23 protein-coding genes are annotated in these 23,953 nt (G+C 64.2%); 14 read left to right on the plus strand and 9 right to left on the minus strand.

From position 1 onward, the window contains the following. Nucleotides 1-203: 203 nt before the first annotated feature. Nucleotides 204-923, minus strand: a complete 720-nt coding sequence (locus tag FVF58_RS23465) for a carboxymuconolactone decarboxylase family protein (protein ID WP_246217171.1) — start codon at nt 921-923, stop codon at nt 204-206. A 289-nt stretch (nt 924-1,212) separates the two neighbouring features. Here FVF58_RS23465 and FVF58_RS23470 point away from each other — a divergent pair, with 289 nt between their 5' ends. The 4 genes from FVF58_RS23470 (at nt 1,213) to FVF58_RS23485 (ending at nt 4,740) form a co-directional block, all read left to right on the plus strand. Then, a complete protein-coding gene (locus FVF58_RS23470; RefSeq protein ID WP_149672228.1) occupies nt 1,213-2,121 on the plus strand; it encodes a LysR family transcriptional regulator in 909 nt (302 codons plus the stop codon). 132 nt (nt 2,122-2,253) lie between these two features. Beyond that, entirely contained in the window at nt 2,254-3,267 is a 1,014-nt protein-coding gene (locus FVF58_RS23475; protein WP_149672350.1) for an aldo/keto reductase, read from the plus strand. A gap of 140 nt (nt 3,268-3,407) precedes the next feature. Then, nucleotides 3,408-4,172 (plus strand): SDR family NAD(P)-dependent oxidoreductase, encoded by a 765-nt coding sequence (locus tag FVF58_RS23480; protein ID WP_149672351.1) that lies wholly within the window; start codon nt 3,408-3,410, stop codon nt 4,170-4,172. Between the two features lie 184 nt (nt 4,173-4,356). Then, nucleotides 4,357-4,740 (plus strand): hypothetical protein, encoded by a 384-nt coding sequence (locus FVF58_RS23485; protein ID WP_149672229.1) that lies wholly within the window; start codon nt 4,357-4,359, stop codon nt 4,738-4,740. A gap of 202 nt (nt 4,741-4,942) precedes the next feature. Here the strand turns inward: FVF58_RS23485 and FVF58_RS23490 are convergent, their stop codons facing one another. Continuing rightward, nucleotides 4,943-5,131, minus strand: a complete 189-nt coding sequence (locus tag FVF58_RS23490; RefSeq protein WP_149672230.1) for a hypothetical protein — start codon at nt 5,129-5,131, stop codon at nt 4,943-4,945. Nucleotides 5,132-5,406: 275 nt separating this feature from the next. On the opposite strand from FVF58_RS23490, the gene FVF58_RS23495 reads away from it, so the two are divergent. Beyond that, entirely contained in the window at nt 5,407-5,685 is a 279-nt protein-coding gene (locus FVF58_RS23495; RefSeq protein WP_149672231.1) for a DUF1488 family protein, read from the plus strand. 18 nt (nt 5,686-5,703) lie between these two features. After that, entirely contained in the window at nt 5,704-6,495 is a 792-nt protein-coding gene (locus FVF58_RS23500) for a phosphate/phosphite/phosphonate ABC transporter substrate-binding protein (protein ID WP_149672232.1), read from the plus strand. Nucleotides 6,496-6,504: 9 nt separating this feature from the next. Here FVF58_RS23500 and FVF58_RS23505 read toward each other — a convergent pair whose 3' ends face one another. From FVF58_RS23505 to FVF58_RS23520, 4 genes are all read right to left on the minus strand, one after another. Next, nucleotides 6,505-8,583, minus strand: a complete 2,079-nt coding sequence (locus tag FVF58_RS23505; RefSeq protein WP_149672233.1) for an acetyl/propionyl/methylcrotonyl-CoA carboxylase subunit alpha — start codon at nt 8,581-8,583, stop codon at nt 6,505-6,507. 86 nt (nt 8,584-8,669) lie between these two features. Next, on the minus strand, nt 8,670-9,455 hold the full coding sequence (locus FVF58_RS23510; protein ID WP_149672234.1) for an enoyl-CoA hydratase/isomerase family protein: 786 nt from the start codon (nt 9,453-9,455) through the stop codon (nt 8,670-8,672). A gap of 31 nt (nt 9,456-9,486) precedes the next feature. Continuing rightward, nucleotides 9,487-11,094 carry a carboxyl transferase domain-containing protein gene (locus tag FVF58_RS23515; protein WP_149672235.1) on the minus strand — a complete coding sequence of 536 codons (1,608 nt, stop codon included), beginning with the start codon at nt 11,092-11,094 and terminating at the stop codon, nt 9,487-9,489. A 223-nt stretch (nt 11,095-11,317) separates the two neighbouring features. Further along, complete coding sequence (locus FVF58_RS23520; protein ID WP_149672236.1) at nt 11,318-12,499, minus strand: isovaleryl-CoA dehydrogenase; 1,182 nt, start codon at nt 12,497-12,499, stop codon at nt 11,318-11,320. 307 nt (nt 12,500-12,806) lie between these two features. Between FVF58_RS23520 and FVF58_RS23525 the strand changes: the two genes are divergently transcribed. The 3 genes from FVF58_RS23525 (at nt 12,807) to FVF58_RS23535 (ending at nt 15,849) form a co-directional block, all read left to right on the plus strand. Beyond that, nucleotides 12,807-13,550, plus strand: coding sequence for a TetR/AcrR family transcriptional regulator (locus FVF58_RS23525; RefSeq protein ID WP_149672237.1), 744 nt, complete (start codon nt 12,807-12,809; stop codon nt 13,548-13,550). 109 nt (nt 13,551-13,659) lie between these two features. Continuing rightward, nucleotides 13,660-14,526, plus strand: coding sequence for a DUF72 domain-containing protein (locus tag FVF58_RS23530; protein WP_246217172.1), 867 nt, complete (start codon nt 13,660-13,662; stop codon nt 14,524-14,526). A gap of 204 nt (nt 14,527-14,730) precedes the next feature. Then, nucleotides 14,731-15,849: a 3-deoxy-7-phosphoheptulonate synthase gene (locus tag FVF58_RS23535; RefSeq protein WP_149672238.1), complete on the plus strand. Its 1,119-nt coding sequence runs from the start codon at nt 14,731-14,733 to the stop codon at nt 15,847-15,849. 187 nt (nt 15,850-16,036) lie between these two features. Here FVF58_RS23535 and FVF58_RS23540 read toward each other — a convergent pair whose 3' ends face one another. Beyond that, the gene (locus FVF58_RS23540; protein WP_006049832.1) at nt 16,037-16,315 is read right to left on the minus strand and encodes an HU family DNA-binding protein; all 279 of its coding nucleotides are present in this window, start codon (nt 16,313-16,315) and stop codon (nt 16,037-16,039) included. A 351-nt stretch (nt 16,316-16,666) separates the two neighbouring features. On the opposite strand from FVF58_RS23540, the gene FVF58_RS23545 reads away from it, so the two are divergent. Further along, nucleotides 16,667-17,065, plus strand: coding sequence for a hypothetical protein (locus FVF58_RS23545; protein WP_188130912.1), 399 nt, complete (start codon nt 16,667-16,669; stop codon nt 17,063-17,065). A gap of 189 nt (nt 17,066-17,254) precedes the next feature. Then, complete coding sequence (locus tag FVF58_RS23550) at nt 17,255-19,228, plus strand: putative bifunctional diguanylate cyclase/phosphodiesterase (protein ID WP_149672239.1); 1,974 nt, start codon at nt 17,255-17,257, stop codon at nt 19,226-19,228. A gap of 57 nt (nt 19,229-19,285) precedes the next feature. Here the strand turns inward: FVF58_RS23550 and FVF58_RS23555 are convergent, their stop codons facing one another. Further along, nucleotides 19,286-20,026, minus strand: coding sequence for a DUF899 family protein (locus FVF58_RS23555; RefSeq protein WP_149672240.1), 741 nt, complete (start codon nt 20,024-20,026; stop codon nt 19,286-19,288). Nucleotides 20,027-20,286: 260 nt separating this feature from the next. Here FVF58_RS23555 and FVF58_RS23560 point away from each other — a divergent pair, with 260 nt between their 5' ends. Beyond that, entirely contained in the window at nt 20,287-21,225 is a 939-nt protein-coding gene (locus tag FVF58_RS23560) for a LysR substrate-binding domain-containing protein (RefSeq protein WP_149672241.1), read from the plus strand. A 109-nt stretch (nt 21,226-21,334) separates the two neighbouring features. Next, a complete protein-coding gene (locus tag FVF58_RS23565; RefSeq protein ID WP_149672242.1) occupies nt 21,335-22,585 on the plus strand; it encodes an MFS transporter in 1,251 nt (416 codons plus the stop codon). 62 nt (nt 22,586-22,647) lie between these two features. On the opposite strand, the gene FVF58_RS23570 is transcribed toward FVF58_RS23565, so the two are convergent. After that, nucleotides 22,648-23,250 carry a peroxidase-related enzyme gene (locus tag FVF58_RS23570; RefSeq protein WP_149672243.1) on the minus strand — a complete coding sequence of 201 codons (603 nt, stop codon included), beginning with the start codon at nt 23,248-23,250 and terminating at the stop codon, nt 22,648-22,650. Nucleotides 23,251-23,476: 226 nt separating this feature from the next. On the opposite strand from FVF58_RS23570, the gene FVF58_RS23575 reads away from it, so the two are divergent. After that, on the plus strand, nt 23,477-23,893 hold the full coding sequence (locus tag FVF58_RS23575; RefSeq protein WP_149672244.1) for a cupin domain-containing protein: 417 nt from the start codon (nt 23,477-23,479) through the stop codon (nt 23,891-23,893). Nucleotides 23,894-23,953: the final 60 nt, after the last annotated feature.

Here is a 23,953-nt window from a genome sequence, read left to right on the forward strand (position 1 = left end):
GCTGATTGATGACTCATTTCGGCGCCAATCGCACCATCGTCATCAAGCCGACAGCATCTGGAAGACGCTTGCCGTTTCAGTATAAGCACTTCGTGATCGCCGCCACTCCGGACTTTTCCCTGGGCGTATTCTCCGCGCACGCGCAATCCGGGCCACGGCGCTGGTGGTGATGACATTCATCAGCTGGGGATGGGCGGCCCCGCTCAATCGGGCCGCTTCTCAAAGACATCTCTAACGACGGGGAGTGCCGTAAAGACATTGGGCCAGCCCGTATAAAACGCCAGTTGCGTCATGACTTCCGACGCCTGCGCTTTGGTCAGCCCGTTATCCATTGCCCGGTTCAGGTGATAGGTCAGTTGTGCGACCTGCCCCGCGGCAACCAGTGCGCTGACCGTCACGAGACTGCGGTCTCGCGGCGCGAGGTCCGGTCGCAGCCAGAGGTCCCGAAAGATCGCGTCTCGTGTGAACTGGACAACGCCCGGGGCCACGGCACCAAAGTTCTGCGCAACTGACGAATCGCGCTGCGCTTCCGCTGCCTCGTCGAGAGGAAGAAGGGCACCGGAGGCCGGTGGAAGCGGCGCTGCACCGATTCCGCGTTTAGCAAAGACCGTGTTCGTCACCTTGACGGCCGCCGTCGCATTTGCCCAGCCGGAATAGAAGGCCAGATGCGTGATGAGTTCCGCAATCTCGCTCGCCTTCAGGCCGCTGTCGAGCGCCAGATCGAGGTAGTACGGCATCTCCGCGCTCTGATTGCGCGCGATCAATACCGAGAGCGTTACGATGCTGCGGTCTCGCGCGGACAGTTGCGGGCGCTTCCACAAATCGCCTAGCACGACGTCGCTCGTATAGCGCTCAAGAGCTGGCGAGACCGTGCGCATACCGTCAATCGCGTTGACGGATGCGCGTGGAGTTGAGCTTTCCATGTCTGTTTTCCTTTCGATCGGCGAGCAGGCTGCAAAACCTGAAGAAAGCACCAGCATCGCCACAGCGACTATTTTCATAGGTCATATCCCTCGGCAACCGCTCGACCCGTGTTGAAGACTCGCATGCTCGATGCTTCTTCTGAGAGCCCGGCGATTCACCGCTCCGCAACGAACCTGTCCCGACCGGCACTGCTGCGATGGGTGTTTCGCGACGTCTGCAAATCTAGCCTTCACACGCGCGCCTGACTAGACGCTAAAATCGGCAAACACCTATGAAACGAGCTCATTAATGCCGCGCGAAAACTATAACGACCTGATCGCCTTCATCGCCGTCGCGCGCGAGCGCAGCTTTACTCGTGCCGCCGCACAACTGGGCGTATCGCAGTCTGCGCTGAGTCACACGATCCGGGCGCTCGAAACACGGCTCGGTTTGCGCCTCTTGACCCGCACCACGCGCAGCGTTTCGCCGACCGAGGCCGGCGAGCGTCTGCTCCAGACAGCCGCGCCCCGCCTCGAGGAGATCGAAGCCGAACTGGCGGCCGTAGCCGAGTTTCGCGACAAACCCGCCGGGACGATTCGCATCACGGCGACTGACTACGCGACCAAGACGGTTCTTTGGCCTCGCTTATCGAAAGTCCTGCGCAAGTATCCGGAAATCAACGTTGAAATCATCACGGACTATGGTTTGTCCGATATCGTCGCCGATCGCTATGACATAGGCGTTCGCAACGGCGATCAGGTCGCCAAAGACATGATCGCGGTGCGCATTGCGCCCGATATGCGCATGGCAATCGTCGGTACGCCGGCGTATCTGGAGAAGCGGGAATGGCCGAAGAAGCCTCAAGACCTGACCACGCACAACTGCATCAATCTTCGTTTGCCGACTCTTGGCGGCTTCTATCCGTGGGAACTGAAAAAGGGCAACCGCGAAGTTCAGGCTCGGGTGGAGGGCCAGCTCGCGTTCAACGGAACCTATCAGATGCTGGAGGCGGCGTTGTCCGGATACGGTCTGGCTTATGTGCCGGCCGACCTCGTTCAAACGCATATCGCAGCGGGCCGTCTTGTTTGGGTATTGGAGGATTGGTGTCCCACCTTCCCCGGCCTGCACGCCTACTACGCCAGCCGCCGGGAATTTTCGAGGGCAATGACCGTGGTGATCGACGCAATCCGCTATCGCCCCGAAGAGAGGAAGCGGTGACGTCCGCCGCATTCATGATCCCAGTTCATAACGGCTTGCCGTTTTATGGACTTTATCGCTAGATCCGATCTGCCTATCATGTATCCCTATTCGACATTGGCAATCGCAGGCACGGGCCTGCAGGGAGAAATGATGGACTACCGATATCTGGGTCGTAGCGCTCTCAAGGTTTCGCCGCTGTGTTTGGGTGCCATGATGTTCGGCGGCGAGACGGACGAGCCCACCTCCAGGACGATTATCGACAAGGCGTCCGATCAGGGCGTGAACTTTCTTGATACCGCCGACGTTTATCACGCTGGACGCTCCGAGGAAATCGTCGGCCGCGCGATTGCGTCACGGCGTGACAGCTGGGTCGTTGCGACGAAGTTCGGCTATCCCGCAACGGCCAATGCGGGTCCGAACGAACAGGGGCAGTCGCGCAAATGGATTTTCCAGTCAGTCGAGGCCAGCCTGAAGCGTCTGGGCACCGACTACATCGACGTCCTCTACTTTCATCGGTCGTTGAACGATGCGCCGCTGGAAGAAGGCGTGCGTGCCATCGGCGATCTGATCCGCCAGGGCAAGGTGCGCTATTTTGGCCTGTCCAACTTCCGCGCGTGGCGCATTGCAGAGATCGTGCGTCTGGCCGATCAGCTCGGGATCGATCGCCCCGTCGCAGTCGAGCCGCTGTACAACATGGTCGACCGCACCGCCGAGGTCGAACTGATGCCGGCGGCCGGGCACTACGGAATCGGGTTGGTTCCGTACAGCCCGCTCGCGCGCGGCGTGCTGACAGGTAAATATGCACTCGACGGCGCGCCGCCAGCCGACTCCCGCGCGGGGCGCGGCGACAAGCGTATCCAGCAGACCGAGTGGCGTCCGGAATCGCTGGCCATCGCGCAGAAAGTCGCGGCTCACGCCGCTGAACGCGGCACCACTTCGATTGCCTTCGCCATCGCCTGGGTGCTGAAGAACCGCCTCGTGAGCTCCGCGATTGCGGGTCCTCGCACAGAAGCGCACTGGGACAGCTACGTTCAGGCGCTCAAGCTGCAGCTTGGACCGGACGACGAGAAGTTCGTCGACAGCCTGGTTGCGCCGGGCCACGCGTCCACGCCGGGCTATACGGACCCGAACTATCCGGTCGAAGGCCGCCGCGTCATCGTCTGACTTGCCAGCATGTGACAGCCACTCGCGTGCCGCAACCGCGCGCGACTGGCTGTCCGCTTACTCTCCCTGGAGCGCGTGCTCTGCCGACGCATGCTCAGGTCTGCGAGAACCCGCGTAATCTTCAGTTGAAAGAACACGTCATGAACATATCCTTCGAGAACAAAGTCGCACTCGTCACCGGCGCCGGCTCGGGGCTCGGCCTTGCGACTGCCAGGGCTTTCGCCGCATCAGGTGCTTCGGTGGTGCTGGCGGACCGCGATGAAAAGTCCGTGCAATCCGCCGCGGACGAATTGATCGCCAAAGGCTTTGCAGCACTCGCCGTTCGTTGCGACGTCGCTGACGACACCCAGGTCGAGCAGATGGTTGCGCAGAGCGTTGCGACGTTTGGGAGACTGGATGTCGCCTATAACAATGCTGGCGTTCAAAACGTCCTCGCCGAGACAGCCGATTCTTCCCGAGACGATTACGACCGTGTGATGTCGGTCAATCTGGGCGGCGTCTGGAGTTGCATGAAGTTCGAGTTGCAGCAGATGCGAAAGCAACGCAGTGGCGCGATCGTCAACTGTTCATCGTTGGGCGGTCTTGTCGGCGGCCCGGAGCGTGGAACCTATCACGCCGCGAAACACGGCGTGCTTGGGCTGACCAAGAGCGCGGCTCTCGAATACGCCGCGCGAGGCGTTCGGATCAACGCCATATGTCCGGGGCTGTTCTGGACGCCGATGGCGCAACAGATGGCAGCCTCCGGCCAGGCGGAAGCGCTCGACGCATTGCTGAAGGCCGTTCCCATGGGCCGGTACGGACGACCGGAAGAAATCGCCGACGTCGTGCTCTGGCTTTGCAGCGACGCTGCAAGCTATGTGACCGGTCAGTCGATCTCGGTAGACGGTGGGTTCATCATGCGCTGAAAGAACGTCGACGAGGTCTTGTGAATGCCTGCGGGAAATCCTTAAGCACTAACATCACAATATTCTCTCTTCGCGACCAATTTCGACCTGGCATCCGTGTAGCAAGCGAACTGGACAAGCCCGCTGGCGATTGCATGAGTTCCTCGCGCGCATAATCGCGTCACTCGTCAAAGACTTCACGACCATGCCATCTACCATCCGCAACTCGCTCGTCTGGATATTCGACGCCTTCGAGCGAGATGCGACCTACGTTCGCAAGCGAATGTTCGGCTGCGATGCCGCTTATGTCGAAGGCTTGTTGTGGCTGGTCGCCGCCGATCGCGAAGCGCCGTGGAACGGCTTGCTGGTCTGCACGTCACAGGAGCGGCATGCCGCGCTGATCGACGATATGCCTGCGTTGCGGCCGCATCCGGTGCTCGGAAAATGGCTCTACGTCCCACAGGACGATCCGGCCTTCGAAACCGTCGCGGAAAGACTGACGGCACTCGTGCTCGCGCGAGACTCTCGCGTCGGTGTCGAGCCTAAGCCGCGCCGACGCGGCAGGAAGCCCTTGTTGCCCAGGACATGACGCGCCGCGATCAGCGAGCGGTCTAGCCGTGACCGCTTGGGCCTGATGCGTTGCCGTCGCACCGTTGCAGCTTCCGGGCCACCCCATGAGCGCCAGTGCGGCCACCGCACCGGTCATAGCAGCGGGCAGCGGGTTCAATGAACGGGAGCAGTCCGCGCCGCCTCGACAACCCTGGCGCACGGGTCGCACGCCACCGGCACGCTCACCGGCACCCGATCGCGCAACCAATCAACCCGAACGCGCCGACGAGCCCGACGCCCGCCCCAAGCCCGAAGGTTTCGAGCGAGGTTGCACAGCCTTGCAACCCGCAAGCGCACGCCAGCGTGGCGGCCAGTAACAGGCGCCGGGCCTGGTTGCGCACCACCGTGCAATGTCGACTGCCGTGGATCATCCTCTCCTCCGTCCGTTCCGCTTGACCGCATCCTGTGCAAAGACGCAATCGCCGCAGCGAGTGTAGCCAGCGCGAGCGGGCGGAGAATGGACGAATAGCGGGCGGAAAGACGGGCCTGCTTACCAAAGCTTGCGCGGTTGTATCCGCTCGCCGCGGTTGCCGTCCGCTACGCGCGCCCGGCGAGCCGGCTTTTGATCGCAAATGCCGGTTCTCCCACATACCTCAATGGCGCGCTTTGTCATGCTCATGATTCGGGCGTTGTAGGGGAGTTCGCCATGTCAGTCTATGTCGATGAAGGGTTCCGGCCCTGTGTGACGGAGTGCGCAACGGTCGCGTTCCGCGTGTGCTGCGACGACCGTGCGCAGATTTTCGAGGTCAGCGCCGAGGCGCTGGTCGCGTTTTGCGGCGCAGCGAGCAAGCGCAAGCGCGACCTGCTGGTCGCCTTCGAGGACGCGCAGCAGGAGATTCTGTCAGTTGCCGCGCAAAAGTGGACGTTCAGGCCGACCGAGCCGGTGCGGCTCGGGCTCGACGAGTTCCGTATGGTCAGACATTAGCTGTGCGAGAATCGGGTCATGACCTGGATCGCCGCCCTGCCGATGTACAACGTCACGCCCGCGCTCGACCTCGAGTGGCGCGAATGGCTTGACGACGTGCTGCGCAGAGTCAAGCCGGCGTGCCGCATCGTCGAGCCGGACGAGGAGTTGCACGGCTTCTGGCGGCGCCCCAACCTGCTGCTCTCGCAAACCTGCGGCTACCCGCTGATGCGTGGCCTGCACGAGCAGGTCCAGCTGATCGCGACGCCGCGCTTCGACGCGCCGGGCTGCGAAGGCGCGCACTATGCGAGCGTGCTGGTGACGCGCGCGGACGCCCAGTTCGATACGCTGGCGGCCTGCCGTGGCGCGCGCGCTGCCTACAATCAGGAAGACTCGAATAGCGGCATGAACGTGTTCCGTCACGCGGTCGCGCCTCACGCGCGCGCCGGCATGTTCTTCAGCAAGGTGTTGCGCACCGGCTCGCACCTCGGCTCGTTGCGAGCGGTGGCGGACAATCGCGCGGATGTCGCCGCGGTCGATTGCGTGACCTTCGCTTTCATCGGCGATGTGATGCCGGAGCTGGCCCGCCGGGTTCGCGCGATCGGCGTGACGGCGGCCTCGCCGGGCCTGCCGCTGATCGCCTCCAGCACGGTGCCGCCGGCCACCATCCGCGCGCTGCGCGAGGCGCTGAACGAAACGCTCGAAATCCGCCCCGAGCGCGCAAAACGCCTGCGTTTGCAGGGCTTTTCCGTGCTGCCTCTCGCGGACTACGCACGCATCGAACAGCTCGAAAACGAAGCGCGCGCCGCCGGCTACGCGCGCCTCGGCTGAACCGCCAAGCTACTGCACGTCCAACACCAGAAGCTGCGCGCCGTCGGCCACCTGATCGCCCACCCCATACAGCACTTCCGACACCGTCCCGGCCGCCGGCGCGCCGATCGTGTGCTCCATCTTCATCGCTTCCATCACGAGCAGTGGCGTACCCTTCTCGACCACCGCGCCGGGTTCGACCAGCACCGCGATCACCTTGCCCGGCATCGGCGCAGTCAAACGGCCTTCGCCGCCTTCCGCGTCGGCCGCATGCGCGAGCAGGTTCTGCCACTCGAACGCCAGCGCCGCGCCGAGGCAGAACACATGAAACGTGTCGCCGTCGACGAACACGCGGCCCGTGATGCGCGCATCGCCGAGCGTCGCGCGGAACTCGTGCGCGCCCGTGCCGTTCGACCACGAGAAGTGCTCGCGCACGCCGTCGTGATCGAGCGTTTGCGTGGCGCCGTCGCGCGCGAACGAGACGGTGAATCCGTGTTCCTTATCGCCGCTTTTGTCGCCGCTTTTGTTGCTACTGTCGTCGATCGCGCGCCAGCCGAGCGTTTGCGTGTAGCCGCCATTCAGACGCCAGAGCGACAGCGCATCCCACGGCGACGCGCCGTGAGCCGTGCCGCCCTCGCGCGTGAGCAACGCGGCGCAGGCCAGCGCGAGCGCTTCCTTGAAGGGCTTCTTCAGCGGCGCGAACAGCGCGTCGTGATGGCGTTCGATCAAACCGGTATCGAGGTCGGCGGTCGCAAACGGCTCGCTGGCGACGATGCGTTGCAGGAACTCGATGTTGGTATGCGGCCCGACCACTTCACACGCGTGCAGCGCGCGGCTCAGGCGCGCGAGCGCTTCTTCGCGCGTGGCGCCGTGGACGATCAGCTTGGCGATCATCGGGTCGTAGAACGGCGTGATGGTGTCGCCTTCGCGCACGCCGCTGTCGATCCGCACCGGCGCCTTGCGTCCCGCCTCGCCCAGGGCTGCCGCGCCTGAACCGGCCGCATCGATCACAAACTCCACGCCTTCGGGCATGCGCAGATGTTTGAGCGTACCCGTCGACGGCAGGAAACCGCGCGCCGGATGCTCGGCGTAGATGCGCGCCTCGATCGCATGGCCGTCGAGCTTCAACTGCTGCTGCGTGAGCGGCAGCGGTTCGTCGGCGGCGACGCGCAATTGCCACTCCACGAGATCCTGGCCCGTCACCATCTCCGTGACCGGATGCTCGACCTGCAGACGCGTGTTCATCTCCATGAAATAGAAGTCGCCGCTGCCGGTCATGATGAACTCGACCGTGCCCGCGCCGACATAATTCACCGCGCGCGCGGCGGCCACCGCCGCTTCGCCCATTTCGCGCTTGATCTCGGCGCTCAGTCCTGGCGCCGGCGCTTCTTCGAGCACCTTCTGGTGACGCCGCTGCACCGAGCAATCGCGATCGAACAGATACACCGCGCCGCCGTGACGGTCCGCGAACACCTGCACTTCCACGTGACGCGGCCGCGTCAGATACTTCTCGATCAGCACGCGGTCGTTGCCGAAGCTGCTCGCCGCCTCGCGCTTGCACGAGGCCAGCGCCGCCGCGAAATCCTCGCTGCGTTCGACCACGCGCATGCCCTTGCCGCCGCCGCCGGCGCTGGCCTTGAGCAGCACCGGGTAGCCGATCGCATCGGCCTCGCGATGCAGCAACTGCGGCTCCTGGTCGTCGCCGTGATAACCGGGCACGAGCGGCACCGCGGCCGCGTGCATCAGCGCCTTCGCGGCGGCCTTCGAGCCCATCGCGGCGATCGCCGCGACCGGCGGTCCGATGAAGACGATGCCGGCCGCTTCGCACGCATGCGCGAAATCTTCGTTCTCCGACAGGAAGCCATAGCCCGGATGCACCGCCTGCGCGCCGGTGGCGCGCGCGGCTTCGATGATGCGCTCGACCCGCAGATAACTTTCCGCCGCCGTCGAGCCGCCGATATGCACCGCTTCGTCGCACGCGGCCACGTGTTTCGCGTTGGCGTCCGCGTCCGAATAAACGGCCACGCTCGCGATGCCGAGCCGCTTGCAGGTCGCGGCAACGCGGCATGCAATCTCGCCGCGGTTGGCAATCAGGATCTTGTTGAACATGAGTGTCTCGATGAAGTGTGCCGTTCGGGCCGGTTGTTCTGGTCAAGGCGCTGCCCGCGCCCCGCAAATTGGACGTGGCCCGCGCGTCAGTTGCGCCAGGCCGGCGTGCGTTTTTCGAGGAACGACGCGACGCCTTCGCGCCCTTCCGCGCCGGCGCGCGTGCGCGCGATGCGCGCCGCCGTGTCTTCGATCAGCGCGTCGGTCAGCTCGCGGCCCGCGATGTCCTGCACGAGCTGCTTGCACGCGCGCACCGCTTGCGGTCCGTTCGCGCAGAGCGTTTGCGCAAGCTGTTCGACCGTGGCGTCCAGCTGCTGCGCATCGACCGCTTCGCTGACGAAGCCGAGGCGCAATGCCGTCGCGCAATCGAACGCCTCGGCGGTGGCGAAATAGCGGCGCGACGCCTGCTCGCCCAACGCGCGGATCACGTACGGCGCGATGGTCGCCGGAATCAGACCGAGCCGCGCCTCGGACAGGCAGAAGCGCGCGCTCTGCACGGCCACCACGATGTCGCACGCCGCGATCAGGCCCATGCCGCCCGCGTACGCGTCACCGTTCACGCGCGCGATCACCGGCTTGTTGCAGCGATACACCGAGGCCAGCATGTTCGCCAGCAACATCGCGTCGGCGCGGTTCTCGTCGTCCGAGTAACCCGCCATTTTCTTCATCCAGTTCAGATCGGCACCCGCGCAGAACGCCTTGCCGTTCGCGGCGAGCACCACCGCGCGCACGTCGTCGCGCGCATTCAGCGCCGTGAACGCCGAGGTCACTTCGGCGATCATGGTTTCGTTGAACGCATTGCGCACGTCCGGCCGATTCAGCGTGACCGTGGCGACCGGTCCGGCGATTTCCAGATTCAGTGTTTCGTATTGCATCGTCGCAGCTCCCGCGCTTCGTCGCGCATCGTCACATTCTGAACACGCCGAAACGTGTGTCTTCGATCGGCGCGTTCATGCTCGCCGAGAGGCCGAGGCCGAGCACGTCGCGCGTTTGCGCCGGGTCGATCACGCCGTCGTCCCACAAACGCGCGCTCGCATAGTACGGGTGGCCCTGATGTTCGTACTGGTCGCGGATCGGCTGCTTGAACGCCTCTTCTTCTTCGGCGCTCCACGAGCCGCCCTTGCCTTCGATGCCGTCGCGCTTGACCGTGGCCAGCACCGACGCCGCCTGCTCGCCGCCCATCACCGAGATGCGCGCGTTCGGCCACATCCACAGGAAGCGCGGCGAATACGCGCGGCCGCACATGCCATAGTTGCCCGCGCCGAACGAGCCGCCGATGATCACCGTGAACTTGGGCACCTTCGCGGTCGCCACCGCCGTCACCATCTTGGCGCCGTTGCGCGCGATGCCTTCGTTTTCGTATTTGCGACCCACCATGAAGCCCGTGATGTTCTGCAGGAACACGAGCGGAATCTTGCGCTGGCAGCATAGTTCGATGAAGTGCGCGCCCTTGAGCGCCGACTCCGAAAACAGAATGCCGTTGTTCGCGACGATGCCGACCGGATGCCCCCAGATATGCGCGAAGCCGGTGACGAGCGTGGTGCCGTAACGCGCCTTGAACTCGTCGAAAGCGGAATCGTCGACAATGCGTGCGATCACCTCGCGGATATCGAACGGCTTGCGCGTGTCGACGGGAATCACGCCATACATGCTCTTCACGTCGTAGCGCGGCGGCTTCGGTTCCTGCAAGACGAGCGGCGTCTGCTTCGCGCGATTCAGATTGCCGACGATGCTGCGCGCGATCGCCAGCGCGTGCGCATCGTTCTGCGCGAGATGATCGACCACGCCCGACAGGCGCGTATGCACGTCGCCGCCGCCGAGGTCTTCCGCGCTCACCACTTCGCCGGTCGCAGCTTTCACGAGCGGCGGACCGCCGAGAAAAATGGTCCCCTGATTCTTCACGATGATCGACTCGTCGCTCATCGCCGGCACATACGCACCGCCCGCCGTGCACGAGCCCATCACGACGGCGATCTGCGGAATGCCCGCCGCCGACAGATTCGCCTGGTTGTAGAAGATGCGGCCGAAGTGATCGCGGTCGGGGAACACGTCGTCCTGATTCGGCAGATTCGCGCCGCCCGAGTCGACCAGATACACGCAGGGCAAATGATTCTCCGCGGCGATCTCCTGGGCCCGCACGTGCTTTTTCACGGTGACCGGATAGTACGTGCCGCCCTTGACCGTCGCGTCGTTGCACACGATCACGCACTCCTGCCCCGCGATCCGGCCGATGCCCGTGATCACGCCCGCGCCCGGCGCGTCGTTGTGATACATGTTGTACGCGGCGAGTTGCGAGAACTCGAGAAACGGCGTGCCCGGATCGAGCAGTTTCTCGATGCGATCGCGCGGCAGCAGTTTGCCGCGCCCGGTGTGTTTGTCACGCGCCGCGGGGCCGCCGCCCAGCGCGAGCTTCTCGATCTTCGCGCGCAGATCGGCGACCAGCGCTTCGAGCGCTGCCGCGTTGGTGCGAAAGTCGTCCGAGCGTGGATTGAGCTTTGATTCGATGATCGGCATGGGGTAGCTTCTCCGGTGTCGATCGGAGTTAGCGCTTTAGCGCTTACTCCGATCCCATGCAAAGTGTATGTCGATCGAAGCTAGCGCTTCAGCGCTTGCTCCGATCCCATGCAAGGCAATTGCTGTTCGCCGCTATTTATAGAGGCTGGTGCCCGGCGCGCCGCGCCGCGCGCAACGCACGTGTGTTGCACATGTCATGCTCGCGCGACGCGCTCACGACATATCAGAGCGTTTCGGCAAACAGTTCGCGGCCGATCAGCATGCGGCGGATTTCGCTCGTGCCTGCGCCGATTTCGTAGAGCTTCGCATCACGCCACAGCCGCCCAACCGGATAGTCGTTGATATAGCCGTTGCCGCCGAGAATCTGGATCGCTTCGCCGGCCATCCATGTGGCTTTTTCCGCGGTGTACAGAATCACGCCCGCGCAGTCCTTGCGCACCTGGCGCACGTGTTCGTTGCCGAGCGTATCGAGTTGACGGCCCACCGCGTACAGATACGCGCGGCACGCCTGCAGCGTGGTGTAGAGATCGGCCACCTTGCCCTGAATCAGCTGGAACTCGCCGATCGACTGGCCGAACTGCTTGCGGTCGTGGATATACGGCACGACCGCGTCCATCACCGCGACCATGATGCCGGTCGGGCCGCCCGCGAGTACCGCGCGTTCATAGTCGAGCCCGCTCATCAGCACCTTCACACCGCCGTTCAACTGGCCGAGAATATTCTCTTCCGGCACTTCGACGTTCTCGAACACCAGTTCGCCGGTATGCGAGCCGCGCATCCCAAGCTTGTCGAGCTTCTGCGCAACCGAAAAGCCCTTCATGCCCTTCTCGACGATAAACGCGGTAATGCCGCGCGAATTCGCTTCGGGATCGGTCTTCGCATAAACCACCAGCGTGTCGCAATCCGGGCCATTGGTGATCCACATCTTGGTGCCGTTGAGCACGTAGCGGTCGCCCTTCTTCTCCGCGCGCAGCTTCATGCTGACGACGTCCGAGCCCGCGTTCGGCTCGCTCATCGCGAGTGCGCCGACATGTTCGCCGGACACGAGCTTGGGCAGGTATTGGCGCTTTTGCGCGTCGGTGCCGTTGCGATGAATCTGGTTCACGCACAGGTTCGAATGCGCGCCGTAAGACAGGCCGACCGACGCAGACGCGCGCGAGATCTCTTCCATCGCGATCATATGCGCGGTGTAGCCCATATTCGCGCCGCCGTACTCCTCCGAGACCGTCATGCCGAGCACGCCGAGATCACCGAACTTGCGCCACAGGTCCATGGGGAATTGATCCGTGCGGTCGATTTCCGCGGCACGCGGGGCGATTTCCTTGGCGGCGAATCCCGCGATGCTGTCACGCAGCATTTCGATTTCTTCGCCGAGCGGGAACTGCAAACCGGGCAGGTTGCGCATTGCTGTGTCTCCAGAGTTCGTTGGCGGCCGGTCGGCCTCGTGGGCGCCGGCGGTTCCGCGCGCGGACTGGTGGGCAGCGGCGGATTGCACCGCCGCTGCCGTCCCGCACGACGCGCGACAAGTTTCAGTGCGCATTTCACGCCAGATTGACGTAAGCGTCAAGTGGTATTTTTGAGTATTACTCAGAAAATGTCCGGACGTGCTTCCGACACCGCTTTACGGTTAAAATCTCGCTCATCAGCCTCATTTGGCTCATTTGGCGCGCTCGCTGGGCTCCGGCCGCGCCTCAAATCTGAACTCCACTCATATGACGGTTGCCGTGAAGGCCGAGTTACCCGTGTCGCGCCGCCAGCCGGCGGGGCGCAAATCGCAGCAACGCGTGAAAGAAATTCTTCAGGCGGGGCGCGACGTTTTCTCCGAGAAAGGCTACGAGCGCGCGACGACCGCCGAGATCGCGCAGCGCCTGGGCATTTCCGAGGCGACCGTGTTCAGCTATTTCCGCGGCAAGCGCGAGCTATGCGCGCGCGTGATCGGCGACTGGTACGACGAGATCATCGGCGCGATCGAGGCGGGCTTGCCGCGCGACGGCAGCGTGCGTCAACAGTTCGCCTTCATTGTGCGCACGCACTTGCGGCTGATGCTGGTGAACGGCACCGATCTCTGCGCGCTGGTGCTGTCCGAGGGACGCGCGCGTCATCACGAACTGAGCGAAGCGTTGACCGAACTGCAGCGCAGCTATACCGCACCGTTGATGCGCGTATTGGCGCAAGGCCAGCAGAGCGGACAGATTCGCACCGACATGCCGCTGCGTTTGTTGCGCTCGATGGTGTTCGGGCCAATGGAGCATGTGCTGTGGGACGCCACGCTGACCAGGCGGCGTATCGACATCGACGCGACCGCGGACCAGTTGATCGACGTGCTGTGGGCCGCGCTCACGCCGCCGGACCTGGCAGTGAACGCGTTGCAACGGTTCAGGGCGGAAGTTGCGGAGGCGAACCGGCGCTTCGAAGAAGCCACGCGCCGCTCGCCGGGTACGACGCGCGACGCGTAGCGGGTCATGTCGCGCGGTTTTCCGCCAGCGTAAATCCGCGCTTCTGTCTCGCGGCCGAAAAGAAGCTAATCTACTGCTTCCCCCGGCTGGAGCCAGAAGGAGAACCCCCGTGGCTGAAGAAAAAAACGCAACAAGCGCAAAGCGTGCAAGCAACACGAAGAGCACGACACCCGCGAAGCGTGCCAGCACCGCGAACATCCGCATCGGCATCGGCGGCTGGACCTACGCCCCTTGGCGGGGCACCTTCTACCCTTCGGACCTCACGCAAAGCCGCGAACTCGAATACGCGAGCCGCCAACTCACGTCGATAGAAATCAACGGCACGTTCTACGGTTTGCAAAAGCCGGCGAGCTACGAGAAGTGGTATCAGGAAACCCCGGACGATTTCGTTTTTTCGCTGAAGGCGCCACGCTACGCGACCAACAGAAAAGTGCTTGCCGACGCGGGTGAAACGATCGAACGCTTCTTCGCGAGCGGCGTGCTGCTGCTCAAACAGAAGCTCGGTCCGGTCAACTGGCAATTCGCGCCGACCAAGAAATTCGACCCCGAAGACTTCGAGGCTTTTCTGAAACTGCTGCCCGCGAGCATCGAAGGCCAGAAGCTCAGGCACGCAGTCGAAGTCCGCAACGACACGTTCAAAGCACCGGACTTCATCGCGCTCGCGCGCAAGTACAAAGTCGCGGTGGTGCTGGCGGGCGACAGCGACTACCCGCAAATCGCCGACCTCACCGCGCCGTTCGTGTATGCCCGCATCATGGGCACGACCGATAAACAGGCCACAGGCTATTCGGCCAAAGCGCTCGACGCATGGGCCGAACGCGCGCGCCAGCTGGCCGCGGGCGCGACGCCGGACGACCTCGAGACGGCCGCCGAGCCACCGGCCAAAGCAGCCGCGCGCGATGTCTATCTCTACGTGATCAGCGGCTTCAAGGAACGCAATCCGGCCGCCGCAATGGCATTGATCGGAAAACTCTGAGCTGGCGCAGGCCCGACAACGGTTGGCGGGTGTCATAATCGCGCCAGCGGATCGGTGCAAACTCAATGCGAATCCCGCGCGCTTCCAGTGCAGCGGCAACGCCGACCGAACACCAACCCCACGCAGCGTCCCCGCCAAACCGGCGCGCGGACGCGCGCACTCAGGCGGCCACGCCGCCTCACCATCAAGCCCCGGGAGAATATTTTGAGCGCCATCGACAATCCTTTGCACGATCAGGAAGTCGGCTCGGCCGACGCCACCCAGGACACCACGCGCATCGACGACGTGCGGATCGGCGCGGTCCGTCCGCTAATTTCGCCCGCGCTGCTGCAAGACGAGCTACCGGTGCCGCCCGCCGTGCAGACGCTCGTCGAGAAAACGCGCTCGGAAATCGCCGACGTTCTGCATGGCCGCGACGACCGGCTCGTAATGATCGTCGGCCCCTGTTCGATTCACGACCACGACCAGGCGATCGAATACGCGCGCAAGCTGAAGGCCGCGGCCGACGCCTATAAAGACGATCTGCTGATCGTGATGCGCGTCTACTTCGAAAAGCCCCGCACCACGGTCGGCTGGAAAGGCTATATCAACGACCCGCGTCTGGACGGCAGCTTCCGCATCAACGAAGGCCTGCGGCTCGCGCGGCAATTGCTGCTCGACATCAACGGTCTGGGGCTGCCCACGGCTACCGAGTTTCTCGATCTGCTCAGTCCGCAATACATCGCCGACCTGATCGCGTGGGGCGCCATTGGCGCGCGCACGACCGAGAGTCAGAGTCATCGGCAACTGGCTTCGGGGTTGAGCTGCCCGATCGGGTTCAAGAACGGCACCGACGGCGGCGTGCAGATCGCCGCGGACGCGATCGTCGCGGCACGCGCGAGCCACGCGTTCATGGGCATGACGAAAATGGGCATGGCCGCGATCTTCGAAACGCGCGGCAACGACGACGCGCACGTGATCCTGCGCGGCGGCAAGAAAGGACCGAACTACGACAGCGCGTCGGTGGACGCCACATGCGCGGCGCTCGAATCAGCCGGTCTGCGCGAGCAGGTGATGATCGATTGCTCGCATGCGAACTCGGGCAAGTCGCATTTGCGTCAACTGGAGGTGGTGCAGGATCTGGCGCAGCAGCTATCACAGCGCGAGAGTCGCATTATCGGCGTGATGCTGGAGAGTCATCTGGAAGAAGGCCGCCAGGACCTGAAAGCCGGGGTGCCGTTGCGTTATGGCGTGTCCATCACGGATGCCTGCGTGAGCTGGGCGCAAACCGAGCCGGCGCTCGATACCCTCGCCGCCGCCACCCGCAAGCGCCGCGCGGGCTGAGCGCGCGTTACCAGTCGATACCGCGAACTCCGCGCAAACTCTGGACAAGTTCAGGCACACGCGCCGCACCACCCGCCGATCGGTCAAGCTTGCCGGGGTTGGGCAGCGCGTGATTCCTCGCGCCCGATGCATTGCTCGCCGTGCGCTTCACGGCGCACGCGGATGCTCCGGCGCGAAGCGCGTTGCATTACGACGCGTTGACTGCTTCCTTGAACGCCTTGCCGGCGGTGAACTTCACCGTCTTGGCAGCCGCGATCTGGATCTCGGCACCCGTCGACGGATTGCGGCCTACGCGTGCTGCGCGCGCGCCGGTCGAGAAAGAACCGAAACCGACCAGTTGCACCGTATCGCCACCCACCACGGCCTTGGTCACCGCTTCGACGATCGCGTCGATGGTTTGGCCGGTGGCCGCTTTGCTTTCGCCGGTCGCTGCGGCGACTGCATCAATCAGTTCCTGTTTGTTCATAGCACTTCCCGTATGGTAATCATGGAACCGGCGCCACATCTGTCGCGCCGGGACCGACACACTAACGCATAGGCGCGCATTCGCGCAAACCTTCGGTGTAAGGCTTGTATCACCCGCCCACAGCCAATTTGACGATTTTTCGTCGCAAACTGCCATAAGAATCGCGCGCTTACGTGCTTCCGGCGTTTTGCACGCGCTTGCGTCCCATCACAATCCGTTGCAATTTCAGTGCTTTAGCGATGGGTCGACGGCTGTCGGCAGGCTTTCTTCCCAGATTATGTTCGATTACGAGGATTCGGCATGGGCGGGTGCAATGCCGGTAAAAATCAGGAATTCGGCAGGAGTAAAAAAATGAAATTTTGCCGTATTGCAACAAAAGCTGTGCTGTTTGCCGCCGTGTCCGCGATGTCTTTAACCGCTCTCGCCGACGCCAATGCAGGCTGCGCGACACTGGTCGGCGCGCCATCCGGCTCGAACTCGCCCCAAGGCTTTCAAATGCGCGACGGCGAACCGGTCGACCTGGTGAGCGGGGCGAAGGTGGTCCACGGCAGGCTGCTGGTGTTCAGCGACGACGCGGTGTTTCGCGCTTACTGGCAACCCGACAATAGCCCGGAAAAGTACGTGCTGGCGAATGCGGGCGTGAATACCGTGCGCCTCGTGTCGACGCCGCCGCAAGGCACGCCGGCCAGAAACGGCGAACCCGGTACGGCCGTTGCGCCGCAACTCGTGCTCTCATGCCCCGCGCTTTGAATCGGTAAGAAGCGCATTAGCCGTGCCGTGCCGTACGCGATGCACAAATGACGTGCAGCCCCCGTACTGCCCGGGCGGAGTTACCGCCTTCCCCCGCCCCATTTATTTCCTTTCGGGATCTCTCAAGGTCCAAAATACGCGGCCGATATATCAGGTTGCGTGCGCGTTGCAAACGTGAAAGGAATGCGAATGGTTGGGCTAGCGAGGTTGAGGGAAGCACTATCGGTTGCCGAGGGCGACCCTGAACTCGTGCGTTCGCAGGTTCAGGCTTTCAGCCGTCAGATACCGCTTCTCTATTTCATCCTGCTCGTCAACACGATGGCCGTCGCGGTCACGCATCTGCGCAGCGCGCCGGCCTGGTTGTCCATCTATGTGCCCGCCACGCTCTGCGCGCTGTGCATTGTCCGTTGCGTGCGATGGTGGCGCATCCGTCACCGTGTGCTGACCCACGACAAAGCCGTGCCCGAATTGCGCAAGGTGATCTGGCTTGCTGGCATTCTCGGCGTCGCGTTCAGCGCCTGGTCGCTTCTATTGTTTCCTTACGGCACGGACTTCGAACAGGCGCAGGTCGCGTTCTACATGGCGACGACGCTGGCAGGCTGCGTATTCTGCCTGATGCATCTGCGCGCGGCCGCGTTGCTGCTGCTTTCAATCGTCATCCTAAGTTTTTCCATTTTCCTCGTTTTCACGGGCTATCCGGTATTCATCGCGATGGCGGTCGACATGACGCTGGTCGGCATCGCTCTGGCCGTCATCATCCAGCTTTATTGCCGCACCTTTGCCGATGTGGTGCACGCGCAGCGAGAGCTGCAGGCAAGCCAGCAGAATACCCAGCGGCTCAGTGACGAGAACTTTCGGCTCGCCAGCATCGACAGTCTCACCGACCTGCCCAACCGGCGCAGCTTTTTCGCGTCGCTGCGCGCGATGTCGGAACAGGCGCTCGCCGCGGGCACCGGCTTCAATGTCGGGCTGATCGATCTCGACGGCTTCAAACAGGTCAACGATCTCTACGGACACGCGAGCGGCGATCTCGTGCTGCAGGAAGTCGGCTTGCGCCTGCTCGCGCTCGCCGACCCGGGTCTGTTCTTCGCGCGGCTGGGCGGCGACGAATTCGGCGTGCTCGTCCAGCACAAACGCTCGAACGAGATGCTGGTCGAGGTGGGCCAGCGCATCTGCGAGACGCTCAGCCAGCCGTACCGGGTGGGCGGCAACATCGCCAGGCTGTCGGGCACGATCGGCTGGGCCGCGTTTCCCGAAGCCGGCACCACGGTCGCGCAAGTGTTCGAACACGCCGATGCCGCGCTGTATTTCGGCAAGGAGAGCCGGCGCGGCTCGCCGGTGATCTTCTCGACCGAACATGAAACGCGCATCCGGCGTTCGAGTCTCCTGACCCAGGAGCTGCGCGATGCCGACCTCGAGGCGGAACTGTTCCTGGAACTGCAACCCATCTACGATCTGCTCACGCACCGCACCATTGGCCTGGAAGCGCTCGGGCGCTGGCATAACGCGCGGCTCGGCACGGTCAAGCCGGAAGAATTCATTCGGATCGCGGAGCGTACCGAACTGATTCTGCGCGTCACGGAAGTGCTGCTGCGCAAGGCACTCGACGAAGCCGCGCGCTGGCCCTGCGATCTGTTTCTTTCGTTCAATCTATCCGCGATCGATATCTCCACTTCGGCGCGCGCCCGCCGTCTGATCGATATCGTGTCGGCGAGCGGCGTGCCGCCGCATCGCGTGGCGTTCGAGATCACGGAGACCGCCGTGACGCGCGATTTCGAACAGGCCCGCAGTTCGCTCACGATGATCAAGCAAGCCGGCTGCCGCGTGTCACTCGACGACTTCGGTACCGGCTATTCGAGCCTGAGCTACGTGCACCGTCTGCCATTCGATACGATCAAGATCGACCGCAGCTTCGTGACCGACGTGGACTCGAACAGCGCGTCGAAGAAGATCGTCAAGTCGGTGCTCGACCTGTGCGGGAATCTCGGGCTCGAATGCGTGGTGGAGGGGCTCGAAACGGCGCTGCAAGCCGAGACCGTCAAGCGGCTGGGTGCGCGCGCCGTGCAGGGCTATCTGTTCAGCCCGCCGATGCGCGCCGGCGCCGTCGCCGCGTATTTGCAGGCGGCGTCGGAGCAGGCTTTGGCGATGGCGGCGCAGGGGTAGACACGCCGCGCGCCACCCCATGCCGCCCCGCCGCAAGGCCACCGCGCGACGGCCGCTTCAGCGCGGCGTGCCCGGGTACTCCAGCTTTGGATACCAGTCGCTGCCACGGCCGCCCGGCGTCATGTCGAGCACGGTCCACAGCGGCATCAGGTCCGGCGCGCCGCGCGGGTCCTGGCCCGGGTCCGCCGTCGACGCCCCCATCTCCGCGCCGTAGAAGTGCCGCACCGTGCCCCCGGAACGCGTGAACACATTGAGCGCGGGCACGTCGTCGCCGGCAGGGTCTTCGGCTGCGTAATCGCGGTTGAACGTGTTGCCGCCCGACGAGTAGAGCCGCAAATGCCGCCAGCCGCGCTCCTTGGCGAACCCGACGAGCTTTTCGATCGGCGAGCGGCCGATCACCGCGAACGCCACACGCTGCAGGATGTCGGGCATTTCGCCGTCGTAGGCGCTCAGCAGCGACGTGCACATCGGACAGGGCCGCGCGCGCTGCGGGCCGAACATCCAGTTGTAGGTGACGAGCGTGTCGTGCGTGCCGAACATCTCCGACAGCGTCACCGTGCCCGCCTCGCCTTCGAAGCGATAGTCCTCGGGCACGATGCCGCCGGGCGGCAACGCGCGGCGCTGCTCGGCGACCCGTTCGAGATGGCGGCGCAATTCGATTTCCTCGGCCAGCAGTTCGTTGCGCGCACGGCGGTACTCGGCGCTCTCGCCCGGAAAGCGTGGCGGCAAGTCGGCCAGCTGCCGGGCCGGCTTCAGCGCCGGAGTGGATGTGGATGCGAATGGAGTTGCTTCAGTCATCGGCCATCTCCTTGTGCGGGAAAGGGGTAGAGGGCGGTTGATCGCCCTCCATATAGCGACGACGAATAGGGGCAACGCAAATCGACAGCGATGGCAGAAAAACTTCTGGCATCGTCGAATGCCCCCTTACCCGCACCGCAAGAAACCCCAACCGCAACCTCCGCCGTCCAGCGCGGTATCCTTTCGCGAAACAGCCAGGCGCGCCCAGCGCGTCAGAACCGCCGTCCTGGCGCGCCGCGCGCCGTTCATGGGGATGCACCATGCCGCTTCGTCTGCCACCTCTGCCCGCGCTTCGCTTCTTCGAAGCGGCCGGCAGGCATCAGAGTTTCAAGCTCGCCGCCGCCGAGCTGAACGTCACGCCGAGCGCGGTCAGTCACGGCATCGTCGGTCTGGAGCAGGCGCTCGGCGTCGAACTGTTCGTGCGCGAACCGCGCGGCATCTCGCTGACGGTGACCGGCGCGGACTACCTGTCCTACGTTGCCGAGGCGTTTTCGCTGATCGCCATCGGCACGCAGCGGCTGCCGAACCATCGGGCGGATCGCCCGATCGCGCTGAGCTGCGCACCAACCTTCGCGTCACGCTGGCTGCTGCCGCGCCTCGCCGGTTTTCGCGCGCGCTGGCCGAAGCTGAACGTGAGCGTCGACACCTCGCATCGCCAGGTCGGCTTTCCGGTCGACGGCTTCGATTTCGCGATTCGTCTGAGCCGGGCGCCGGTGGCGGGCTCGGCCTGGACGCGCCTGTTCGGCGAACGGCTCGTGCCCGTGTGCAGTCCCGCTTATCTGGAGAGCTTGCGCGGCGCGCACGGGAACATCGAACTCCGGCACGCGACGCTGATTCACGTGAACGCCGCGAGCGAGGACTGGCAAACCTGGCTCGACGCGACCGGCGCCGACGGCATCGAAACCGCCGGCGGCTTGCGCGTCGACACGATCCAGCTCGCGTTCGAAGCGGCCTGCATGGGCCTCGGCGTCGCGCTCGGCAGAAGGCCGCTGGTCGATAGCGATCTGGCGAGCGGCGCGCTCGTCGAAGCCTGTTCCACCACGGTCGCCTCGACCACCGCATATTGGCTGGTGAGCGCGGAAAGCGCGGACAGCCGGCCCGAACTGTTCGATTTCAAACGCTGGCTCGTGAGCGAGGCCGAGCCGTTCGACATGCGATCCGCGGCCACCGAACCCGGCTCGCGCAGCGCGTCGAACTGAACCGCGTGCGGGGCGCGCACAGGTGAGCCGCGCTCACCTGTCGTCGAAATCTTTTCCTTTGCCGCGTTGCGCGCTCGCTGCGACCATGGCGTCGAAGGAGATCAAATCCATGTCGACCGCCAACAGCAAACGCTTCGCCCCCGTCTTCAATCCGACCACGCTCGTGATCGTCGCCGGCGCGCTGATTCTGAGCGCCGCGATGGGCATCCGCCAAACCTTCGGGCTTTTCATCGGACCGTTCTCGTTCGACCGCGGCTTGCCGGTCACGCTGATCGCGTTCGCGATCGCGCTGCACAACCTTGTGTGGGGTTTCGCGCAGCCGTTCGCGGGCGCAGCCGCGGACCGCTATGGCTCGGCGCCGGTGGTCGCGTTCGGCGCGACGACTTTCGCGGCCGGCCTCGGACTTGCGGCGGTGGCGCCGAACGGCGCGCTGCTGATCGTCGGCATGGGACTGCTGGTCGGCATCGGCGTGAGCTGCACGACGTTCGGCGTCGTGCTGCCGGCAGTCGGCCGGATCGCGACGCCGGAAAAGCGCAGCATGGCGATGGGGCTGGTGAGCGCCGGCGGCTCGGCCGGCCAGGTGTTGATGATTCCGCTCGTGCAAGGCATCCGGTTGAGTTCGGGCGTCGCCGCGTCGCTCTTCGTCCTCGCGTTCCTGATGCTGCTGATCGCGCCGCTCGGCATCGTGCTCGACCGGCGCGCGAGCGTCGGCACACCCAGCCACGAGTCGGCCGCCGCGCCGCTTCGCGAAGTGCTCGCTCTGGCGATCCGGCATCGCGGCTACCGGCTGCTGACGCTCGGTTTCTTCACGTGCGGATTTCAGCTGGCGTTCATCGCAACGCATCTGCCCGAGTATCTGTCGCTCTGCCATATGCCGGTCGGACTCGGCGCCACCGCGCTCGCGCTGATCGGCTTGTTCAACATGGCGGGCAGTTGGGCATGCGGCTGGCTGGGCGGCCGGTTCCGGCAGCATCACTTGCTCGGCTGGCTGTATCTGATTCGCAGCGTGACGATCGGCGCGTTCTTCCTGCTGCCGAAAAGCACTGCGTCAGTGGTGATTTTCGCGGCCGTGATGGGCCTGACCTGGCTCGGCACCGTGCCGCTCACGAGCGGACTGGTCGCGAAAGTGTTCGGCACGCGCCACCTGGGCAGCCTGTTCGGCGTGTGCTTTCTGAGCCATCAGATCGGCTCGTTTCTCGGTGCGTGGCTGGGTGGCCTCGCGTTCGATCTGACCGGCTCCTATGCGCTGCTGTGGGAAGCGACGGTGGTCACTGGATTGATCGCCGCGATGCTGCATTTCCCGATCGACGACACCGCCGTGAATACGCTCGCGCTCCGCGCCGAACCGGCCGGTGCGTGAGCGTGAGCTTGAGCTTGAGCTTGAGCGCGCGCCGACGGCGCGCGACGCCCACTTGCGCGCGGTTATTTGCGGGGCGCGTCGGGCGTCTTCGGCACACGTCCCATCAAATAGAACTCGTCGTTCGGCCGCATCGAAATGACGTTGGCCATGCGGTTCGACAAACCGAAAAACGCGGTAATCGCCGCGATGTCCCAGATGTCTTCGTCGCTGAAGCCGTGCTCGCGCAGCGTTTGAAAATCGGCCTCGTCGACCGTGCCCGATTCGCGGCACACCTTCAGCGCGAAGTCGAGCATCGCCTTCTGGCGCGCCGTGAGATCCGCCTTGCGATGATTGACGGCGACCTGATCGGCGAGCAGCGGAGCCTTCTCGTAGATGCGCAGAATCGCGCCGTGCGCGACCACGCAATACAGACACTCGTTCACCGCGCTCGTGGCGACCACGATCATCTCGCGCTCGCCTTTGGTGAGGCCGCCTTCCTTGAGCATCAACGCGTCGTGATACGCGAAGAACGCGCGGAATTCGTCCGGGCGATGCGCCAGTGTCAGAAACACGTTCGGAACGAAGCCGGCTTTCTCCTGAACCTCAAGGATGCGGGCGCGGATGTCGTCGGGCCATTCGCCGGGCTCCGGCACGGGATAGCGGCTGATCGGCTGAGGATTTGCCATGCGATGTCTCCGTTATATCTGTATGGACGATTGTAGCAACGGGGCTAACCGGCCGTAGGGCGTACCTGCGGCGAGCCGCCCCGCGGCCGTTACGCTCGACAAAGGCCGATATCGGCTCCCGTATATCGTCTAGACTTTCGGTTCAGGGAGCATAAGCCGGATTGCGGCGACCGGCGCGAACCAGATTGCAGCGGCGGCAGTCATCGCAGTCATCGCAGGAGCGACTATGTCAGACGTTTTGCACGACGCGCGGGCACCCGTCGTCAAGGTGCGCCCCGACCGGGCGATGGCGACGGCCCAGCGGCTGCCCTACTTTGTCGGCATTTCCGCGGGCACGGCGGGCAGCACGGGTTTGTCGATGTACATGGTGGTGGTGCCGCCCGGCGGCCATGCCGAGCCTCACTTTCACGCCGATTACGAAACCGCGATCTACCAGCTCGAAGGCAGAATCGAGACCCGCTATGGGCCGGGTCTGCGCGAGTCGGTCATTACCGAAGCGGGCGACTTCCTGTTCATTCCTCCGGGCGTGCCGCATCAGCCGTTCAATCTCGACGACACCGCCCCCGCGCGCGCGATCGTGGCGCGCAACCATGCGGACGAGCACGAACGTGTCGTGCCGTATGATCCGGCGGTGGATGCCTGATCTGACCGGGTGCAGCGCCGCCGTTTGTCTGCGCGGTTCGCGCTTCTAGTCCGCCCCTCA

It is taken from the genome of Paraburkholderia panacisoli (assembly GCF_008369935.1).
In the GTDB taxonomy this organism is placed as follows: domain Bacteria; phylum Pseudomonadota; class Gammaproteobacteria; order Burkholderiales; family Burkholderiaceae; genus Paraburkholderia; species Paraburkholderia panacisoli.